We start from the raw sequence: 19,849 nt of genomic DNA on the forward strand, positions 1-19,849 counted from the left end.
CAACAAACAATTACATTGCTTTTAATAACGCTAATGCTTCGTTTTCTTTAGCACGCATTAAGCTAGCATCAGCTTCAGTCTTATCTTTATATCCACAATAATGTAAAATACCATGAATTATAACACGATGTAATTCTGCATCAAATGAAACATCAAAATCTTTTGCATTATCCGCAACACGTTCTACAGAAATAAAAATATCTCCTTGTAGTGTTTTTCCTACCGAGTAATCAAAACTAATAACATCGGTCAGTGTATCGTGTTGTAGAAATTCTACATTCAATTTATGTAGATACTCGTCATCACAAAACACATAATTTATCTCGTCCTCCTTGCAGTTTTCTTTTAAAATAATAGAAGATATCCATTTAGAGATTTTCGCTTCATCTTGAAGCTTAAAATCGGTTTCGTTATTAAAACTAATCATTTTGTTGTTTAAAATACTGTTGTGCTTTTTGCTTATAAATTTGCTGCAAAGGTAAGGTTTGCTTATTCAATATCTCAGTTGTATTAAAATATTGTTTGGCCTTATCTATTTGATTGTTAGTTGTATTTTTAAACACTGTTGTATTAGTTTCAGATTGTCGCTTTTGTTCTTGACCTTGTTGTAATACTGCATTTTCGAGTTTTAATAACTGATGCTGAATATTGATCATTTTACTAAGCGTTTGATTGGTAAAACCTTTGTTAATTAAATCCAACTCAACCTGCTCCATGTCTTTTAACAATTGCTTTGCTTCTCTACTTTCACCTAAACCTTCTTTATCCAATCGCTCTTCTAAAGCTTGACGCAACATTTGCTGTTCTTGATAAATTTTAAATAATTCAGCATTACCTTCTTCATTTAATCCATTATCACCTTGTTGACTTCCGCCTTGACCTTGACCATTTTCTCCTGGTTTACCACCTTTACCCTTACCTTCTCCTTGTCCATCTCCATCGCCATTTTCTCCTGATTTACCGTCTTTTCCATCTTTTCCACTTTCGCCAGCTTTTCCGTTTTCACCAGATTCACCTTTATCACCTTCTTCTCCCTTTTTACCTTCTTTACCTTTTTTCATGGCTTCACCCATTTTTTTAGCTAACTCTTCTTGGCTAATAATAATATCTGGCATTGGCATACCTCCTTCACCTTGTCCTGGAGATGGCATACCCATTTGGTTTTGCATATTATCTAAAGCACCACTTAAAAAATCAGCCAAATTATTGGCAGAAGTAACTACATATTGTTGTGACGATACACCTTGATAAATTTTATTTTCAGAAAACTCGTCTAACGCCATATCTATATTATAATATACTTCGTTAATCTCTCTATTTATATCTTCAGAAAACTTAGGCTGTCTTAATGATATAGCAAAAAGACTATCATCAACATGCTCAAAATGTGTACGAAGTTCTTTTTGTTTTTTAAGGTAAGTCGCATACTCATTATGATTAATTTCTATGCTTTTAAATTGTTTCATCAAAGCTTCTTCATCCATAGAAAAAATCACCAAATTATCCAAGATCTGACGTAACATAGCAATATCTTCCTCTAGTTGCTCTTGCGCAGCACCAGCCATTTGCATCTGCATACTTTGACTCATTTTTTTCATTTTTTGAGCTGCACTTTTTTGCTTTTGTTTTGCTGATTGTTGTTTATCTTTTTTTTGTTTCTCATCCTTAGCAGCTTCTTTTTCCTGTAACTGGTCACTTGCCTCTTGCTGCTCTTCCTTAATGTTTTCCTCGTTATTTTTGTCTCGAGGTACATCCATCGGATTTTTTAAATCTTGATTATCCTTTTCTAAATCCTCTAATTGTTTTTGTAAATCTTCAAATTTTTTATTGATCTCGTCTTGTTTGTCACTAGTATTTTCTTCCGCTTTACTATTAGCTAATTTATCTTGTTCTTTTGCCAATTTATCAAGCTCGTCACTAATTTTTTCCATTTTTTTAGTCACATAATAACGTTTAGTAAGCTCTACCAATTGTTCTAAACTTCGTTTTTGACTTTTAGCCTTTTTAGCAAGATTGTCCAACTTTTTTGTAAACTGCTCTTTACTAAATTTGTCTTTTAGTTTTTCTAATTCTTCAAGCAATTTTTCATCTTGCTTAAGTTGGTCTTCATTATCCTTAAGACGTTGTTTTAAATCTTCCTTAAACTGATCGTCTTCCTTTTTATCTTTTTGAAATTCGTCTAAATTATCCTTCAACTTTTTGTTGAATTGCTTCATCATTTGTTCTTGTTCTTTCTGACGTTTTAAAAAGTTTTCAAATTTTTTCTTATCATTAAAGTTTAATTCAGCTTTTTCTTTTTGCGTTTTAGATAACTCTTGTAATTCCTTTTGCTGTTTGTCAAATTTTTCTAAAGACTTATTTAAATCCTTAACGGTTTGATTTTGCTCTTGTAATTGCTTTTCTTCTTCCTCATCCTGTGTACGTTTTCTAAAATTAAACACAGAACTTTTAGTACTTTTAATACTATTAACAGCATCGTTATCAAATACCTCAAAATACAAATCATAAGACACACCTGCATCTACTGATAAGTTATTAGGAAAGCTGCCTATAAATTGATCAAAATTAGATTTTGCGACAGGAATGTTTAGCGTTTTTTTAGCAGCTGGATTATCTCTTGGATAATATACCAATTGCAGCTTAATTAATCCATAATCATCACTTACTTGTCCTTTAAAATAAAGGGTTTGATTATCTAAACTATCTACCTTAACTTCTAACTTTAAATCAGGATATTGATCTTTAATAATAGTAATACCGTAAGCTAAGTTTTCGTAATTTTTAATAGACTTATTACTGGTGCTAATGTTGTAATCAAAATTAGAATATACCTTTTTTGAGATCTCAAAATAACCAGATTTTATACTAGAAAAAGCAATAGTATCTGTACTTATTAAATCAACCTTTTCCGTCGCTTTAGTATTAAGCTGCCATGTAATTTTGGTTCCTTGTGGTACAATTGCATTACCAATACCTTTTAAAGTTTCGTTACGTTTGTTGGTATAGTTTGGATACTCCAAATGCATATCAAACCCAACCAATGTAGGTACTTCTACAACTTTTAAAGTGTATGGTTTACTAGTAACACCATTAGCAGTAAAATTAAAAGTTATGTCTGTATTGGGTTGTTCAAAAACGTATTCAAAAGTTCCGGATTGACGTTGTTGCAAAAAATAAGTTTCGTTATTGTAAGTAATTTTAACATTATCTGGTACTACATCGCCTTGCGTTGTTGCTAATAACCTAAATTCTTTATTTTGGGTAGTTTGTAAGTTTTCATTTAACACAAAAAAAGCAAAAGGAGCAGGAGGCTCATAAGCAGTTTGATAATTAACAACCCTTTTGTAGCTGTCGCTAAACCAATTTAACTTACCAGAAATAGCAGCAATTACAAATATTAAAATAGGTATAGCTGCATATTTTAAATACTTTATGTTTTGTTTAAAATTAACTGCTAACTTAAACGGTATTGGGCTTAATTCTTCTGATTTTTGATCAATACTTGCCAATAATAATTCCGATTGACTACCAGCTTCCTTTAATTGTAAAACATTAAGTAACTTATCGTTAACTTCTGGAAAATGATTACCAATAATTGAAGATGCTTTTTTATAATCAATACCCTTTTTAAGTTTAAATAATCTAGCTAATGGTAGAACAATAAATCTAACAAACAGCGTTAATTCGACAATTATAAACAACCAAAACAAAACGGTTCTAGCGGTTGGACTTAGCCATAAAAAATGTTCGATTAACAGTGTAAAAATAAAATACAGCAAGCCAATACTAAAAAATAATAGCGCACCTTTTATCAACTCATTAGTATAATATTTTCTAATAAATTGCTCTAATTTGGTCTGTATAGTATTAAAATTATTCAAGTAATTGCTATTTAACTGACTAAAATACATTTTTATTTTTACACCTAAATATATAGGATTATAAGTTATTGTTAAAGGTAATCGCTTACGCGGAAAAAAGCCTGTGTATAAAGCTGTTCTTTATCCTTATTTTTTTGCTGTTTCTACTACTCTATTCTATCTTTGTACACTCAAACAAAACAAGATGTCAAAACAAGTCAGAGTGCGTTTTGCACCAAGTCCAACAGGACCTTTACATATTGGAGGTGTACGTACAGCTCTTTTTAACTATTTATTTGCTAAAAAACATAACGGAACTTTTGTATTACGTATTGAAGATACAGATCAAAATCGTTATGTAGAAGGTGCAGAGCAATACATTGTGGACGCCTTAAATTGGTGTAATATCCCTTTTGATGAAGGACCAGATAAAAATGAAAAATTTGGACCTTACAGACAAAGTGAACGTAAAGCTTTATATAAACAATATGCTGACCAATTAATTGCTAGCGGAAATGCTTACTATGCTTTTGATACGTCAGAGGAATTAGATTTTCATAGAACTCAAGACGAGTCTAATGGTAAAACGTTTATTTATAATTGGCATAATCGCTTAAATTTAAGCAACTCGTTAGCACTTACAGAAACGCAAGTTAAAGCTAAATTAGATGCTGGAGACGATTACGTTATTAGATTTAAAAGTCCACAAGATCAAACACTACATTTAAAAGATATTATTCGTGGTGATATTAAAATAGATACTAACGTTTTAGATGATAAAGTATTATTTAAAAGCGATGGTATGCCTACGTACCACTTAGCAAATATTGTAGATGACCATTTAATGGAAATTACGCATGTTATACGAGGTGAAGAATGGTTACCAAGTTTAGCATTACACTTTCAATTATACCAAGCTTTTGGATGGGAACAACCAGAATTTGCACATTTACCATTAATATTAAAGCCAACAGGAAAAGGAAAATTAAGTAAGCGTGATGGTGATAAGTTAGGTTTTCCAGTGTTTCCTTTAGCATGGAATCCAGAATTTGGTGATAGCGCTACTGGTTATAAAGAAGAAGGCTACTTTGCAGAGGCAGTTATTAACTTTTTAGCCTTTTTAGGTTGGAATCCTGGTACAGAACAAGAGATTTTTGAGTTAGAAGAATTAGTTGCTGCTTTTGATTTAAACAGAGTGAATAAAGCAGGAGCACGTTTTGATCCTGATAAAATTAAATGGTTTAATCACCATTACATGCAAGAGCAATCTAACGATGATTTAGCAGAAGCTTTTCAAAAAAACCACAAACAATTAGAAGCAATTGATGTAAATTATATAGCATTAGTTGTTGGATTAATTAAAGAACGTGCCACATTTGTCAATGACTTTTGGGATTTAAGCAGTTACTTTTTTGTTGCTCCGGAAAGTTATGATGAAAAAGCTTCTAAAAAAGCCTTTAAAGAGGATACTAAAGCTATAATGACAGATGTTTTAGCTGTTGTATCTAACATTGAAGATTTTGAAGTGGAAACCCTTCAAAAAGACATAAAAGGATGGATTACTTCAAATGATATCGGTTTTGGTAAAGTAATGATGCCTTTACGTTTGGCTTTAGTTGGTGCTTTACAAGGACCTGATGTTTTTGAAATTATGTATATGATTGGTAAAAACGAAAGTATCAAACGCATAGAACAACTTATTAAAAGTATATAAAACAAAAAAGCCATCTAAATTAGATGGCTTTTTTAATGTCTTTTATGTAGTATAAAACCTAAAAAGTCAACATTCCTGTAAAGGCAAACATGCTTTGGTTTCCTTTAAAATCTCTACCTAATGCTTGATTAAAATCTGAGTCATTTAAAGCACCTAAAATATTAGTAAACCCATAAATGTATTGAGCTCTTAATTTAAAAAAGCCAATACCTAAAGTTGCACCAACAGTACCATTAACATTAAAGTTATTTAAATCCTTTACAGCTTTAGCCTGAACTGTATCAAAATCTGCTAATATAAAGTCTTCTTGTTGGTCATCACTTAACTCTAAATCACTATTATATTGTAACATTGGACCAAAATCTATAGTAAAATGAGAGCTTCTAAAAGGTTTAGCATGCCATAAAAATTGTACTTGAGCAGTAAAAATTTTATACTCCACATCTTGGGCCAATAAAGTGGATGCTAAATCAAATCCAGTAGTACTAATCGTGTTTTCAGACAATTGCATACCGTAACTAACATTAAACCATTTTTGAGGAATATCCACTGTAGCAGTCATGTTAGCAATCCAACCGTCTCCTTTTTTAGTTTCAAAATTGTCTGTAATGATATCAAATTGAGTGATTCCTCCACCCAAAGAAAATCCGTTTTTAATTTTATAACTTGTATGTTGACCAAAGTTTTTTGTAACAAAACCTATAGTTAGTGCTACTAATAAGATGAATTGAATTTTTTTCATAGTAAATTAAGGGGTTTGTCCGCAAATATAACTTAATTTAGTAACCATAGTAGTATAACCATTAAAATCCATTTTTCATGAATCCAACACTTATTATCCTAATAGTCCTTGTACTATTTGTATTTTTATCCTCATTTTTTGTTGTAAAACAACAAACAGCTGTTATTGTAGAGCGTTTTGGTAAATTCCATAGCATACGCCAATCAGGATTACATCTAAAGATTCCTGTAGTAGATAAAATAGCAGGTAGATTAAGCTTAAAAATCCAACAATTAGATGTCATTATTGAAACTAAAACCTTAGATGATGTATTTGTACGTCTTAAAGTATCTGTACAATATCGTGTAATTAGTCAAAAAGTTTATGATGCTTTTTACAAATTAGATTACCCACATGAACAAATTACAAGTTATGTGTTTGATGTGGTACGTGCCGAAGTACCTAAAATGAAATTAGATGATGTTTTTGTTAGAAAAGATGATATTGCAATTGCAGTAAAAACTGAATTAAATGATGCCATGTCAGACTATGGTTTTGATATTATTAAAACCTTAGTAACAGATATAGATCCAGATGCTCAAGTAAAAGCTGCAATGAACCGTATTAATGCTGCAGACAGAGAAAAAACTGCTGCTCAATTTGAAGGAGATGCTGCACGTATATTAATAGTTGAAAAAGCAAAAGCTGAAGCAGAAAGTAAGCGTTTACAAGGTCAAGGTATTGCGGACCAAAGACGTGAGATTGCTAGAGGTCTAGAAGAGTCTGTAGATGTATTAAATCGTGTTGGTATTAACAGTCAAGAAGCATCTGCTTTAATTGTAGTTACACAACATTATGATACATTACAAGCTATTGGTAGTGAGACTAACAGTAACTTAATATTATTACCAAACTCGCCTCAAGCAGGTAGTACAATGCTAAACGATATGGTTGCAAGTTTTACAGCAAGTAATCAAATTGGAGAAGCTATGAAAAACGCAAAGAAAAAGGAAAACTAATCCTTTAATTTATACTAAAAAAGCCTCACAAAATGTGAGGCTTTTTTTATGAGTTAGATTTATATTTATCAACCATTTCATTTAAACTATTTAAATAATTTTGTAATGATTCCGTATCCACTTTAGCAGCACTATTATCACCATGTGGTAAGGTAATCCTGGTTTCATCTAGATACTTTTGAAGCTCTGGATAGTGTTCTTTAATTTCAATTGTTTTTTGAGATATTTTTGTTAATAGTTCTTGAGACGTATTCATAGCTGTATGATTTTAAGTTATTTACCTAAATTAATGTAAAGGCGTTTCAAAACAAAAAATATAATGCTAAAGATTTACTAAAGTCTTATTTAAATGGATGTCTTTCCTCCCATTTTGAAGTAGGATTTAATGTGTTTACAATGTACTTTAAAGTTGGATTTAAAATAAAATTGTCAGTATGCTTAATATATATACTCATAGCATTAGGCTTAGCACCAACTGAGCTTTTAATCTCCATAGCAGTTCTAGCATAAACCACCTTTTTAAACCCATTTGAAATTGCAAAATCTAACATATCATACAACATATTTAAATACAATTGGTACTTGGATTGAAAATCCGGATTATAACCTAAAAAGTAAGTTTCTAATTGGTTATTGTTTAAAATTAAGGTATAAAACCCTATTAATTGATCATTTAGATAATATCCAAACAGCCTAAAATCTTGATCTAATTCTTTTTTAAAGTTGAAAAAATGCCTTTTATCCAATACAAAAGAATTAACCTTAGCATTATCCGAAACATTTTTATACAACATATATATAGCTTCCGAAGCTGTATTTATTTCATTTAAATCTAATTCCTTTCTAATAACATTAGTTGCTTTTTTTAAAGCAGATTTGTAACGACTTCTGTACTTTTTACTTAATGCTAAAACGTAATCTTGACTACTACTCCAACTTGGTATTATATCCAAAACCATATTAGGCTGGACTTGTAATTTATACAACTTGTTTTTAGTAAATAAATGTTGATTTTGATGGATACTATCGGTTTCAAAATAGTCTTTAAAACATATCATTCTAACACGTTTATTGTCTTCTTTTTTAATTTGAATTGATAACGCGTCAATAACTTTAAAAATAGTATCCAAAAACAGGGTTTGAGAAATCATTTTAGTATTATAATACAGACCATGTTGACCAGTATGCATCAAATTACCAATAATTAAAGCATTACCTCTAACTACAGTAGCTATTAAAGCTTTTGTAAGACGTTTTAAGGTATTATCTGTAGGATTTCTAAAGACATCATCAAGATATAACTGCACGCGTTGTATAATAGCTATTCCTACCAAACTATTATCCTTAAAAATGCCAATATAATTAGTACTAATATTTTTTGGACAAGAGTGCTCTAAGGCTTTTAAAAAAGGAGTTTTTAAAAACAAATCATTAGTCGGTAAAGCATCCCAATAATCAGGAAGATCTATAACCGTTTTATAAATTTTAAAGTGTATCACTGGTTTAAATAAAAGACTAATTACTAACTAATCAGTCTTAATTAACATAAAACGTTACAAAATAAAGGTTTAATAAAATAGTATAAAATTACCAACTACCACTTGCACCTCCTCCAGAGGATCGTCCTCCTCCACCAGAATAACTACTGCTTGAAGATGATGATCTAGACGAAGAATAAGACGACGAGGAATAGCTTGAGGCACCTGATGAAGAATACCCTCTAGCAGAACCTGGATTTAATTTAGCAGATAATTTGGCATCGCGTTTAAAAAAAGCAAATCCAAACGACTTATTATATTCTCCTTTAAAAACACTTTTATTATCATTATTATAAATAATATCAAGCAAAAAAAAGACTAATTATGGTATATAAAACAGATAAATAACAACGCCTAATTGTCGTGTAAATAGAGTCTTAAAATAAGTGTAGCCTTTGTAAAAGCTAATTTTAATACTAAAAAAACCTATCAAATTTTTACATCTGATAGGTTTTTAAATTATTAGTTAAGCGCTTTTGCTTCGTTTACTAACAGCTCGTTTTTGTCTTCCAACGCTTTGTTAATAAAGTCTGTTATCGCTTCGTTTTTATCTAAACCATTATCAAGTAAAATACCTAAGGTTATCATAGTAATAACACGAGTTCCTACTTTTTTAACTGCTGTACCAAATAGTGGTTCTAAATCTTGATAAGCAACGTCTTTTGCTAGTGCTTGTATTTCGGCTTTAGCCTTATCTTGTTGTTCTGGCTTCATCCTATCATATTTTTTACCATATGATTTTATTTGCTCTATAGCAGGACGATTGTTTTGTTGTGGTTGTTTTTGTTGGTTATTTTGCGCATTGGCAGCTGGTTTTTGTTTTGCCCAACTATCACGTAAACCAACAGTTTTATTAAATACTAACGCCTCTGCTTTAGAGTCGTTATCCACATTAAAATATCCTAAACGTTGAAACTGAAACTGCTCTCCTACCTTAGCTTCTTTTAAACTAGGCTCCACAAAAGCGTCTATAATTTTTAAAGAGTTTGGATTAATAAACTCCATAAAATCTTTATCCTCGTGACTATCTGGTGCTTCGTCTAAAAATAATCTGTCGTATTCTCTAACTTCAGCTTTAATTGCTTGCTTAATACTTACCCAATGTAAAGTCCCTTTAATACGACGTTCTGTGTCTTCAGAGTATGTACAATGTACTTCAGTAACATTTCCATCTGCATCTTTAACAACACTATCTGCTTTAATGATATAAGCATTTTTAAGACGCACTTCTCCGCCTAGTTTTAGTCTAAAAAACTTACTACTAGCTTCCTCTTTAAAATCTTCTTTTTCTATATAGATTTCTCTAGAAAAAGGTACTTTTCTAAAACCTGCTGCATCATCTTCTTGGTTATTTTCGGCTTCTAACCATTCCTCTTTATCTTCAGGATAATTTGTAATAACCACTTTTAAAGGGTCTAAAACTGCCATTACACGTGGTGCTTTTTTGTTTAAATCCTCACGTATACAAAACTCTAAAAGTGCAACGTCAATAATATTATCACGTTTAGCAACTCCAACAGTTTCTACAAATTTTCTAATAGCTGTTGGTGTAAAACCACGACGACGTAGTCCTGAAATTGTAGGCATACGTGGATCATCCCAACCGTTTACAATACCTTCTTCTACTAACTTAAGCAACTTACGTTTACTCATGATAGTATAACTAAGGTTTAAACGTGCAAACTCACGTTGTTTAGGTTGCATTGGATACTCTAATTTAGAATAATCATACACTTGCTCCTTAAACCAGTCGTAAAGCTCTCTGTGAGGCTTAAACTCTAGTGAGCATAAACTGTGTGATATTTGCTCTATATAATCACTTTCTCCATGCGTCCAGTCATACATTGGATAAATACACCAATCGTCTCCTGTCCTGTGGTGTGCTTTCTTTAAAATACGATACATTAATGGATCACGCATTAACATGTTAGGATGTTGCATGTCTATTTTAGCACGTAAAATATGTTCGCCTTCATTAAACTCGCCATTTTTCATGCGCATAAAAAGGTCAAGATTTTCTGCTACAGATCTATTTCTAAATGGTCCATCAACTCCTGGTTGTGTTGGTGTCCCTTTTTGTTCTGCCATAGCGACAGAAGATTGAGAATCCACATACGCTTTACCATCTTTTATTAACTGTACAGCCCAATCAAATAGAATTTGAAAATAATCTGACGAGTATACCTCGTTTGCCCATTGATAGCCTAACCAAGAGATATCCTCTTTAATAGCATCTACATACTCCTGCTCTTCTTTAGCAGGATTAGTATCATCAAACCTAAGGTTAACTGGTGCATTATATTTTTCGCCTAAACCAAAACTAATACCAATTGCTTTAGTATGACCAATATGTAAATATCCATTTGGTTCTGGCGGAAATCTAAAACGTAGTTTACTTTGATCTAAACCATTGGTTAAATCTTCTTCTATAATTTGCTCTAAAAAATTGAGTGACTTTTTATCTTCAGACATACGTGTTTTACTTTATTGTAATTGATTATTGCTATTACATCAACTTAATAATAAGCTGTAAAATTAGTTATTTTTTAGTTGAAATGAATTTAACCACACTTTAAAAATTTAGTAAACTACTATTTTAGGTACTTTTGCTCAAAATTTAAAGAAAATGGGAATAATTAAAGTTGAAAATATACGCGTTACTGCATATCATGGTTGTTTAAAAGAAGAAACTGCTATTGGAAGCGACTATTTAGTAAATTTAAAAGTGAAAGCAGATTTACAAAAAAGTACAACATCTGATAAATTAGAAGATACAGTAGATTACGTATTTTTAAACAAAGTTGTAGTTGAAGAAATGGCGACACCAAGTGCACTTTTAGAGCATGTTGCTAAGCGTATTTTAGATCGTATTTTTAAAGAAGATACATTAATTACTATTGCAACTGTTGCTGTAAGTAAAATAAATCCTCCAATTGGTGGTGATGTACAGATGGTTACAGTAGAATTAACAGAAAAAAGAAAAAACTAACAGAAATAGGGTAAAACGGTAATTATTTTTATATTTGCTGTCCTATTAAGGGTGTCGTGGCCGAGTGGCTAGGCAGTGGTCTGCAACACCATCTACAGCGGTTCGAATCCGCTCGACACCTCAAGAAAGCGTTACTTTATAAGTAGCGCTTTTTTTTATGTCTTTATTTTACATGAATTTTAACTGATTAAAAGCAGGTTACACAATAACAATCATGTAAATATAAAACATAGATAATACATTTATTTTTTCTAATTATGATTGAAAATTATGAAAAGATTGCTTCGTACCTCGCAATGACCACTAAAATTTTAATTAAACCAGACTGCATATTTTTTTCGACGTAAGTCTAAAGCTAATGCTTCTTCCATTTTTAAAGCTTCTGCTCTAGTTGCAATTGGTCCAATATGGTTGTATAAACTAGGTCTTAAATACATGCCATATTTCTGGACAATGTTAGACGATAACTTATGTCCCTTTTTGTTAACGTAGCCAGTTTTATGTTGTAAAAAACGCTCTTTGGGCGTTTTGCTAGTCATACCAACATATAAACACTCTAAAACACCATTAAACTGTGGATTGGCAGCTCTAAACTTAGTATTTTGAGTAAATACTTTTTTTGACAATTCCACAACGTAAATATGATATTGCGTTTTAGACATATTCCGTTTTGCGTCTTACAAAATAGTCTACAATTACTAATATAGAAGCCAAAAAAACACCTAACGTAAATAAGACATTAGCGTAAGGCCAATGTTGAATTTTAAAAAGAGTTCCAAAAGCAATACTACCAATACTAATAGCTATAAAGCCGTAATATACTTTTTGTGCAATATTGGAAAGGACAAGTTTATTGTTATTAAAATAATTAGCGCTTTCTGTTAATAACCACCAACCAAATAGTATTATTAAAATACTAAAACCAAATACTTGATTAAATCCAAGAAGAAAGTTTAAACACCACAAAACGATCATAATAACTTTAATATAATCCATGGTTTCTTTGTCTTGTTTAAAATAAAAACGAATGGGATATACTATCAAAATACCACTAATACTAAAGGTTAATAAATCATATGCATTTGGCCAATGCATAATTTTAAATAAGTTACCTAAAAGTAAAATTGAGATACAAATACGAAGAAGTAAGGTATTTTTTTGGGGTTGAAAAGTACTCATAAAACAAATTATAATGGATTAATTTGCTCAAGCTTTTCTTTAATTTTTTCTTTTTCTTCTGGAAAAAAACCTTGTGCTAACAGCAAAATACCAAATCCTAAAATAACTAAAGCAATAATTTTTTTAGTTTTAAAAATAAGACGTGGCGTTAATTTATTTTTAAGTCTTTTAGCTGCAATAATTTTTACTAGATCTGTTACAAAATAGGCAACCAACATGGTTGTAACAAAAACAATTACTCCGTTATGCGAAGTTGTAATTTTACTTGCCAGAACTATAAAACCTAGCCAACCTAATAAGACACCAATGTTAATAAAGTTAAGTAAAAATCCTTTGACAAATAGTTTACCGTAGCCTTTTTTAAATTCTACTTTATGATATTCTTTAACAATAGATCTAAACGATCGCGATGTTTTAACAAACGAAATTATGCCATAAAACACCAATAATACACCACCAAATATTATAAAATTAGGGTCATTTTCAATTTTACCAAGTAACCTTTCAGTACTAAAAAAGGCGACTACAATAAATAAAATATCGGCTAAAATTACACCAGCATCAAATATTAATGCACTTCTTACCCCTTTAGTAGCACTAGTTTCTAACAATACAAAAAATACAGGTCCTACGGTAAAAGAAAGTATTATACCAAAAGGGATAGCTGCAAGTATATCGTCGAACATTGATTTTAATTGTGTTTACTACAAAGTAAAGAAAATATTTAATTAACACATAGTACTATAGCTACAAATAAAAAAAGCTTCAAATTAAATTTGAAGCCTTATTATAAATCTGGTTAAGTTATTTAATCATTTTTTACAGAAATAGAACCTCCAAACGTGTGCTTTTTAGTTACTATTTGTGGATCTCCATAGATATCAATGGTTCCACCTGCTGTAATACGTGCATCTACAGAATCGCTTGCTTTAACCTCTGCTTCACCAGCTGCTCTAACTTTTACTGTTGTATTTTTTGTTTCAAAATCACGACCTTCGTAAATACCTCCTGTATTAAGCGTTATGTCTTGCGTGTTGGCTTTACCTCTAGTTTCTACAATACCTCCAGAAACAGCTCTTACATTAACTGTATTAACGTCTAACCCAACAATTATAGATGCGCCTTCTTGCGCACGAAGCTCTATGTTGTCCTGAGTTATTAACTCGTTACCAACAACTATGGCTCCTTCATTAGCATCAATTACTTTTAAATCTGTGTAATGCACAGCCACAAAAGTTTTAGTACCATCAAAACTACGGTCAAATTTCATGCGTACTTTTAAGGTATTGTTTTTAATTATAATCTCTACATCATCTACATCCTCTCCAGTAATCATAACTTTATTTTCGTCAGATTTTACTAGACTTACTTTAATTAAGTCAAAGACTTTAACTTCGTTAAAATCACCAACATTTTTGTTTTTTGGATTTTGAGCAAAAATTAAAGTTGTTGCTAAAAAGAAAACTGTAACTAATAAATTTTTCATTTTAAAAAAGGTTTTGTTTTAATAAAGAGGCTTCTTTTTTGCAAGTGTTACACTTTTAGTAATATTAGTTTTTATTTATAAACACACTAAAAAAATAAAAAGACTAACTATTTATTTTTGAGGTGCTACGCTTACTGCTGTTCCTGTTACTGAAACAAAAAAATAAGAGCCATTTACGGTTTCAAAATCAACATTTATGCCAACTACTGCATTTGCATTTAAATTGCTAGCATTGGTTTGTAACTCTTGAAAAGCATGTTCCTTTGCTTCGTTTATAACGTCTGTTGTTAACTCTTTATTTTTTTCGGTCTTAAAAGAAAATTTTGTTTTAGTCTCAAAAGAGGTTCCAGTTATAATCCCTTTGTATTCAATTATTCTAAATCCTTCAATAGAATTTGTTGTTGTTAATATCATGGTTATTGGTTTTAAATATTAGTAGTTAAATGTAATAAAAAGTTACTGTTAATAACGAAAACTATATACTGGCTAAAAAAAATGTATCAAAAACTTAAAGTTAATTGATACATTTTTTAAAATTTTTAAGGGTTAAAAAAGGTTAGTTACTATTAACCTTCGTGCTTACCAATTAGGTTGAAGTCAAGATGACGTTTTACTAAATCGGCTTGTTTTACTTTAACAATCACCTCATCTCCAAGTTGATATACTTTTTTAGTATTACGTCCAACTAATGCAAATTGCTCTTGATCAAAATCATAATGATCGTCATTAATATCTCTAATTCTAACCATACCTTCACATTTATTAGAGATAATCTCTACATAAATTCCCCAATCGGTTACACCAGAAATTACACCAACAAATTCCTCGTCTTGATGGTCTTGCATAAATCTAATTTGCATGTATTTAATCGAGTCACGTTCTGCTTTAGTTGCTAAATATTCCATGTTACTAGAATGTTTACACTTCTCTTCATATTCCTCTTGATTAGCACTTTTTTCGCCATCTAAATAACGTTGTAACAATCTATGTGCCATGACATCTGGATAACGTCTAATTGGTGAGGTAAAGTGAGAATAATCGCCAAAAGCCAATCCGTAATGTCCTATATTTTTAGTGGTATACTCTGCTTTAGACATGGTTCTAATTGCTAAAGTATCTACTAAATTTTGTTCTTTTTTACCTTGAACATCTGTTAATAACTGGTTTAAAGATGATGCAATTCCGGCTTTACTTTTAAAGTTTAGTTTATGACCAAACTTAGCAACTACGCCTTGTAAAGCAGCTAGTTTACTTTCATCTGGCTCGTCATGAACACGGTAAACAAAAGTTTTTTCTGGTTTCATTTTAGAAACAAACTCTGATACTTTTTTGTTAGCCAGAAGCATAAACTCTTCTATTAACTTGTTAGCATCTTTACTAGTTTTAAAGTGAACACCAATAGGATTTGCATCTTGATCTAAAGAGAATTTAACTTCTACTTTATCAAAACTAATAGCTCCTGATTGCATACGTTTATTACGCATTTTTTTAGCTAGCTCGTCTAATTTTAAAACCGCTTGTGCTATTTCTGGAGTTGTATTATACTGTTTACCAGTTAATGATACTTCATTTGGAATGGTTGTATCTATTTTTTCTGGATTAGAAATAATTTCGGCTTTGTTAAAAGTAATGTTATTTTCAATGATTGCCTGTGCTTCTTCATAAGCAAAACGAGCATCACTATACGTTACTGTACGACCAAACCATTGGTCTTTAATTTCGGCTTTATCATTAATTTTAAATACTGCTGAAAACGTATATTTCTCTTCATGAGGACGTAATGAACAAGCACCATTTGATAAAATTTCTGGTAACATAGGTACAACTCTATCTACTAAGTATACTGAAGTTGCACGCTCATAAGCTTCATCATCTAAAACAGTATTTTCCTTAAGGTAGTGTGATACATCTGCAATATGGATTCCTATTTCATATAAACCATTATCTAAAACTGTAAATGATAACGCATCATCAAAATCTTTAGCATCTTTTGGATCTATAGTAAAGGTTAAATCTTTACGCATATCACGACGTTTTGCTATTTCTTCTGCAGTAATATTTAAGTCAATAGAATTTGCATAATCCTCTACTTCGGTTGGAAACTCGTATGGTAAACCATATTCTGCTAGTATAGAATGTATTTCTGTATTATGTTCTCCAGCTTTACCTAAAACTTTAATTACACGACCATTAGGTGAATCTGCTTTGTCTGGCCAATCCTCCATTGTAACCACAACTTTATCGCCATCTTGGGCTTTTAAAGTTTTATTAATTGGCACAAAAATGTCAGTTTTCATTTTATTACCATCTACAACAACAAAAGCAAAGTTTTTCTTTTCGTGTATTTGTATAATACCAACATACTCAGTTTTAGCACGTTTGATAATATTGGTAATCTCGCCTTCAAGCTTACCTTGTTTTCTTCGTTTGTAAACGTATAATTCTACTTCGTCACCATTTAGTGCTTTATTAACATTGTTAGAAGCTATATAAATATCGTTCTCAAAAGCATCGCAAATAACGTAACCGTTACCACGTTGTGCTGCATCAAAAATACCAGTATGATACTCAGTGTTAACAACTGCTTTAAATTTTCCACGATCTGTTTCTATAATCTCCTCTTTAGCTTTAAGTTGCGCTAATTTTTTAATAATCTGATTACGACTACTAGCATCATTAACTCCTATTTTAGCTGCTATTTGCTTATAGTTAAAGCTTTGGTTTCTTTCTTTTTTTAAAATACTTAAGATTGTATTTGTAAGGTTGGAAATCTTATTATTTGAAGGTTTCCTGTGTTTTTTTTTGTCATTTAATTTGTAATCTATTGAATCTCTAAGATACTTGAAATTCTGTTATTTATAACTTAATACAAGGAGAAGATTGGTTATTAAGTTTATACAAAGCTACGTTATTATAATTAAATGGATATTAAACTAATATTAAATCTTGAATTTAGAGTTATTCACATATATACTATATATCATTTATTTTCTTTTAAATTTTAAAAAAATAGTGATTATTATAGCTTGTTAATAGCGGTATAACTTTTTTAGATTTTGATTTGATTTGTTTAATAATAGAGTCTATTAACAAGTTATTAGCTATCTAAAGTATTTGGTTTTAAAGTAAATACTTATGTTATTAACAACTGTTAATAACGACTGTTGACAACAGATTTTTGATAAGTATTTTAAAAATTGATGTTGGTATCTGTAATTTTTTTAATGATAAGTATGCAAAAAAAGGGCTAACTTTTTTGGTTGTTAATAACCAATTTTGGTTTGTAAAATTAACTGGATAATCCTAACAAAAGTTTTAAAAAACAATCACAAGATATTAACAAGTAATTAATACTTAATCCTGAGTAGTTAACAATTTAATAATAGTGATTGATTTTTAAATAATTACGAATTTAATTTTTATGAATAAGTTAATAGCTATTACTTATTAATACTTGTAATCAATTATTAACTTTGAAATCTAATAAACAATAACACAACTACTACTATGAAAATATCAATTGGTAACGATCATGCAGGCACAGACTATAAGTTTGCTATCGTTAAACATTTAGAAGCAAAAGGTTACACTGTTAATAACTATGGTACTGACCAAACAGACAGCGTAGATTATCCAGATTTTGTGCATCCTGTTGCAAATGATGTAGCAAACAATACTGTAGATTTTGGAATTTTAATTTGCGGTAGTGCAAATGGTGTAGCTATGACTGCTAATAAACACCAAAAAGTTAGAGCTGGTATATGCTGGACTAAAGAAATTACAGAGTTAACAAGACAACATAATGATGCCAATATTATTTGTATTCCTGCACGTTATACAGCTGTACAACAAGCTATAGCTATGGTAGACACATTTTTAGAAACTAAGTTTGAAGGTGGTCGTCATCAAAACCGTGTCGATAAAATACCAGTTAATTGTTAATAACCCTATATTAGACTATAAGCTTATTAAGGTTGTAGTCTAATTTATAACTTTACTTTAATTATTTACTATTATGTTAGACATACAAACTAAAACTTTTGAGCAATTAACAACACAAGAGTTGTATGATATTTTACAATTACGAAGTGAAGTTTTTGTTGTTGAACAAGATTGTGTGTATCAGGATATTGATGGTAAAGATCAAAAAGCATTACATATTATAGGTTTTAAAAACAAAAAAGTAGTGGCTTACACACGTGCTTTTAAACCAGGTGATTATTTTGAATTTTCTAGTATTGGTAGAGTAGTTGTTGCTAATAATGAGCGTCAACACAAATATGGTGTTGCTATAATGAAAGCCTCAATAGAAGCTATTGCAGCATATTATAACGAAACTAAAATTAAGATTTCTGCACAGTGTTATTTAAAACGTTTTTATAACAGTTTAGAATTTTTTGAAATAGGTGAGGAGTACCTAGAAGATGGTATACCACACGTAGCGATGATTAAAGATTAATTAATCTTCTTTACCTACATAAGTTACTAAAATTTCCACACGTCTGTCTAGTTCTGGAGCTCCACCAAGTGGAAATTTACGACGCATTCCTACGTATTTCATTCGTTTTTTGTCAACGCCTTTTCTAGCTAAATAATCATAAATATATTTAGCTCTGGCTACAGATAGATTGCGTTTTTTGGTTTTTTTATCTACCGCATCACGACTCATTTGCGTGCAACATACATGACCTTGTATGGTAAAATAGATGTTTTTTTTAGCGACTAAAATCTTAGCTAAATCTTCTAAAGTTTTTTTAGACTCTGAAGTTACGTAACTATAACTAGTTTTAAAATAAATTTTGTCTAGCGTTATTTTATCCCCTTTTTTTATTGTGCCTTTAGCTATGTCATCTGTAGTTTTTTTACTGTCATCTGTTTCATTTTCAGTGACTTCTTCAGGTTTAGTAATGGTCTTTTTTTCGGGAAGTTTTGGCGTAACAATAATTTCTACCTTACGGTTTAAACCTCTTATTTGGTGGACTTCTTCTTCGTTTAAAACTTTTAGTAGTATTTCACCTTTTCCGTTTACATTGGTAATTAAATTTTCGTCAATTCCGTAACCGGAAAACAACTCTTTAATTGTATTTGCTCTGTTTTGTGATAACTCTAAATTATAGTCATTAGAGCCTCTATCATCGGTAAAACCATAGATAGATATTTTTTGAATTGCTATGGTATCTAAGTTAGAAATAAATAGTAAAATACGGTTTTCTTCAGTTAAAGGAACGTCGTATTCGTCTGTATTAAAATACACATCATGGGTTAATTCGCTTTGCGAAAAACCTAATGTTGTGCTTAATAATATTAATAAAAATAAATGCTTCATGATTATAAACTAGCATT

Annotated in this window: 19 protein-coding genes and 1 tRNA gene; 6 read left to right on the forward strand and 14 right to left on the reverse strand. The window is 30.6% G+C overall.

Annotation, left to right across the window (positions count from 1 at the left end; all coding sequences use genetic code 11):
• Positions 1-10: 10 nt before the first annotated feature.
• Both ybeY and AC0L3M_RS12160 read right to left on the reverse strand, forming a co-directional pair.
• Positions 11-427: an rRNA maturation RNase YbeY gene (gene ybeY, locus AC0L3M_RS12155; protein ID WP_473430929.1), complete on the reverse strand. Its 417-nt coding sequence runs from the start codon at positions 425-427 to the stop codon at positions 11-13.
• Positions 420-3,881, reverse strand: a complete 3,462-nt coding sequence (locus AC0L3M_RS12160; protein ID WP_473430930.1) for a hypothetical protein — start codon at positions 3,879-3,881, stop codon at positions 420-422. Before AC0L3M_RS12160 ends, ybeY begins: the two co-directional genes overlap by 8 nt.
• Before the next feature lie 184 nt (positions 3,882-4,065).
• On the opposite strand from AC0L3M_RS12160, the gene gltX reads away from it, so the two are divergent.
• A complete protein-coding gene (gene gltX, locus AC0L3M_RS12165) occupies positions 4,066-5,574 on the forward strand; it encodes a glutamate--tRNA ligase (protein ID WP_473430931.1) in 1,509 nt (502 codons plus the stop codon).
• Between the two features lie 58 nt (positions 5,575-5,632).
• On the opposite strand, the gene AC0L3M_RS12170 is transcribed toward gltX, so the two are convergent.
• On the reverse strand, positions 5,633-6,316 hold the full coding sequence (locus AC0L3M_RS12170) for a hypothetical protein (RefSeq protein ID WP_145004992.1): 684 nt from the start codon (positions 6,314-6,316) through the stop codon (positions 5,633-5,635).
• A gap of 77 nt (positions 6,317-6,393) precedes the next feature.
• On the opposite strand from AC0L3M_RS12170, the gene AC0L3M_RS12175 reads away from it, so the two are divergent.
• Entirely contained in the window at positions 6,394-7,314 is a 921-nt protein-coding gene (locus AC0L3M_RS12175; protein WP_145004995.1) for an SPFH domain-containing protein, read from the forward strand.
• Between the two features lie 46 nt (positions 7,315-7,360).
• On the opposite strand, the gene AC0L3M_RS12180 is transcribed toward AC0L3M_RS12175, so the two are convergent.
• From AC0L3M_RS12180 to AC0L3M_RS12195, 4 genes are all read right to left on the reverse strand, one after another.
• On the reverse strand, positions 7,361-7,570 hold the full coding sequence (locus AC0L3M_RS12180) for a hypothetical protein (RefSeq protein ID WP_292948177.1): 210 nt from the start codon (positions 7,568-7,570) through the stop codon (positions 7,361-7,363).
• Positions 7,571-7,655: 85 nt separating this feature from the next.
• Entirely contained in the window at positions 7,656-8,813 is a 1,158-nt protein-coding gene (locus tag AC0L3M_RS12185; protein ID WP_473430932.1) for a GNAT family N-acetyltransferase, read from the reverse strand.
• An 88-nt stretch (positions 8,814-8,901) separates the two neighbouring features.
• Positions 8,902-9,162, reverse strand: a complete 261-nt coding sequence (locus tag AC0L3M_RS12190; RefSeq protein WP_473430933.1) for a hypothetical protein — start codon at positions 9,160-9,162, stop codon at positions 8,902-8,904.
• Between the two features lie 152 nt (positions 9,163-9,314).
• On the reverse strand, positions 9,315-11,324 hold the full coding sequence (locus AC0L3M_RS12195; protein WP_473430934.1) for a glutamine--tRNA ligase/YqeY domain fusion protein: 2,010 nt from the start codon (positions 11,322-11,324) through the stop codon (positions 9,315-9,317).
• Positions 11,325-11,478: 154 nt separating this feature from the next.
• Here AC0L3M_RS12195 and folB point away from each other — a divergent pair, with 154 nt between their 5' ends.
• Both folB and AC0L3M_RS12205 read left to right on the forward strand, forming a co-directional pair.
• On the forward strand, positions 11,479-11,841 hold the full coding sequence (gene folB, locus AC0L3M_RS12200) for a dihydroneopterin aldolase (protein WP_028282533.1): 363 nt from the start codon (positions 11,479-11,481) through the stop codon (positions 11,839-11,841).
• 50 nt (positions 11,842-11,891) lie between these two features.
• A tRNA-Cys gene (locus AC0L3M_RS12205) sits at positions 11,892-11,962 on the forward strand.
• Positions 11,963-12,152: 190 nt separating this feature from the next.
• Here AC0L3M_RS12205 and AC0L3M_RS12210 read toward each other — a convergent pair.
• From AC0L3M_RS12210 to AC0L3M_RS12235, 6 genes are all read right to left on the reverse strand, one after another.
• Complete coding sequence (locus AC0L3M_RS12210) at positions 12,153-12,503, reverse strand: ribose-5-phosphate isomerase (protein WP_292948187.1); 351 nt, start codon at positions 12,501-12,503, stop codon at positions 12,153-12,155.
• Entirely contained in the window at positions 12,496-12,936 is a 441-nt protein-coding gene (locus tag AC0L3M_RS12215) for a GldL-related protein (RefSeq protein WP_473430935.1), read from the reverse strand. The genes AC0L3M_RS12210 and AC0L3M_RS12215 overlap by 8 nt, the downstream gene beginning before the upstream one ends.
• A gap of 92 nt (positions 12,937-13,028) precedes the next feature.
• Entirely contained in the window at positions 13,029-13,706 is a 678-nt protein-coding gene (locus AC0L3M_RS12220) for a LysE family translocator (RefSeq protein WP_145005016.1), read from the reverse strand.
• Positions 13,707-13,828: 122 nt separating this feature from the next.
• Positions 13,829-14,506: a head GIN domain-containing protein gene (locus AC0L3M_RS12225; RefSeq protein WP_473430936.1), complete on the reverse strand. Its 678-nt coding sequence runs from the start codon at positions 14,504-14,506 to the stop codon at positions 13,829-13,831.
• Positions 14,507-14,617: 111 nt separating this feature from the next.
• A complete protein-coding gene (locus AC0L3M_RS12230) occupies positions 14,618-14,920 on the reverse strand; it encodes a YbjQ family protein (protein WP_145005022.1) in 303 nt (100 codons plus the stop codon).
• A gap of 152 nt (positions 14,921-15,072) precedes the next feature.
• Positions 15,073-17,331 carry a ribonuclease R family protein gene (locus AC0L3M_RS12235; protein ID WP_473432508.1) on the reverse strand — a complete coding sequence of 753 codons (2,259 nt, stop codon included), beginning with the start codon at positions 17,329-17,331 and terminating at the stop codon, positions 15,073-15,075.
• Positions 17,332-18,013: 682 nt separating this feature from the next.
• Between AC0L3M_RS12235 and rpiB the strand changes: the two genes are divergently transcribed.
• Both rpiB and AC0L3M_RS12245 read left to right on the forward strand, forming a co-directional pair.
• Complete coding sequence (rpiB, locus tag AC0L3M_RS12240; protein WP_341587835.1) at positions 18,014-18,448, forward strand: ribose 5-phosphate isomerase B; 435 nt, start codon at positions 18,014-18,016, stop codon at positions 18,446-18,448.
• Between the two features lie 73 nt (positions 18,449-18,521).
• The gene (locus AC0L3M_RS12245; protein ID WP_473430937.1) at positions 18,522-18,965 is read left to right on the forward strand and encodes a GNAT family N-acetyltransferase; all 444 of its coding nucleotides are present in this window, start codon (positions 18,522-18,524) and stop codon (positions 18,963-18,965) included.
• On the opposite strand, the gene AC0L3M_RS12250 is transcribed toward AC0L3M_RS12245, so the two are convergent.
• A complete protein-coding gene (locus tag AC0L3M_RS12250) occupies positions 18,966-19,832 on the reverse strand; it encodes an OmpA family protein (protein WP_473430938.1) in 867 nt (288 codons plus the stop codon).
• Between the last annotated feature and the right edge of the window lie 17 nt (positions 19,833-19,849).

This window comes from Olleya sp. KJ81-1, assembly GCF_055808135.1.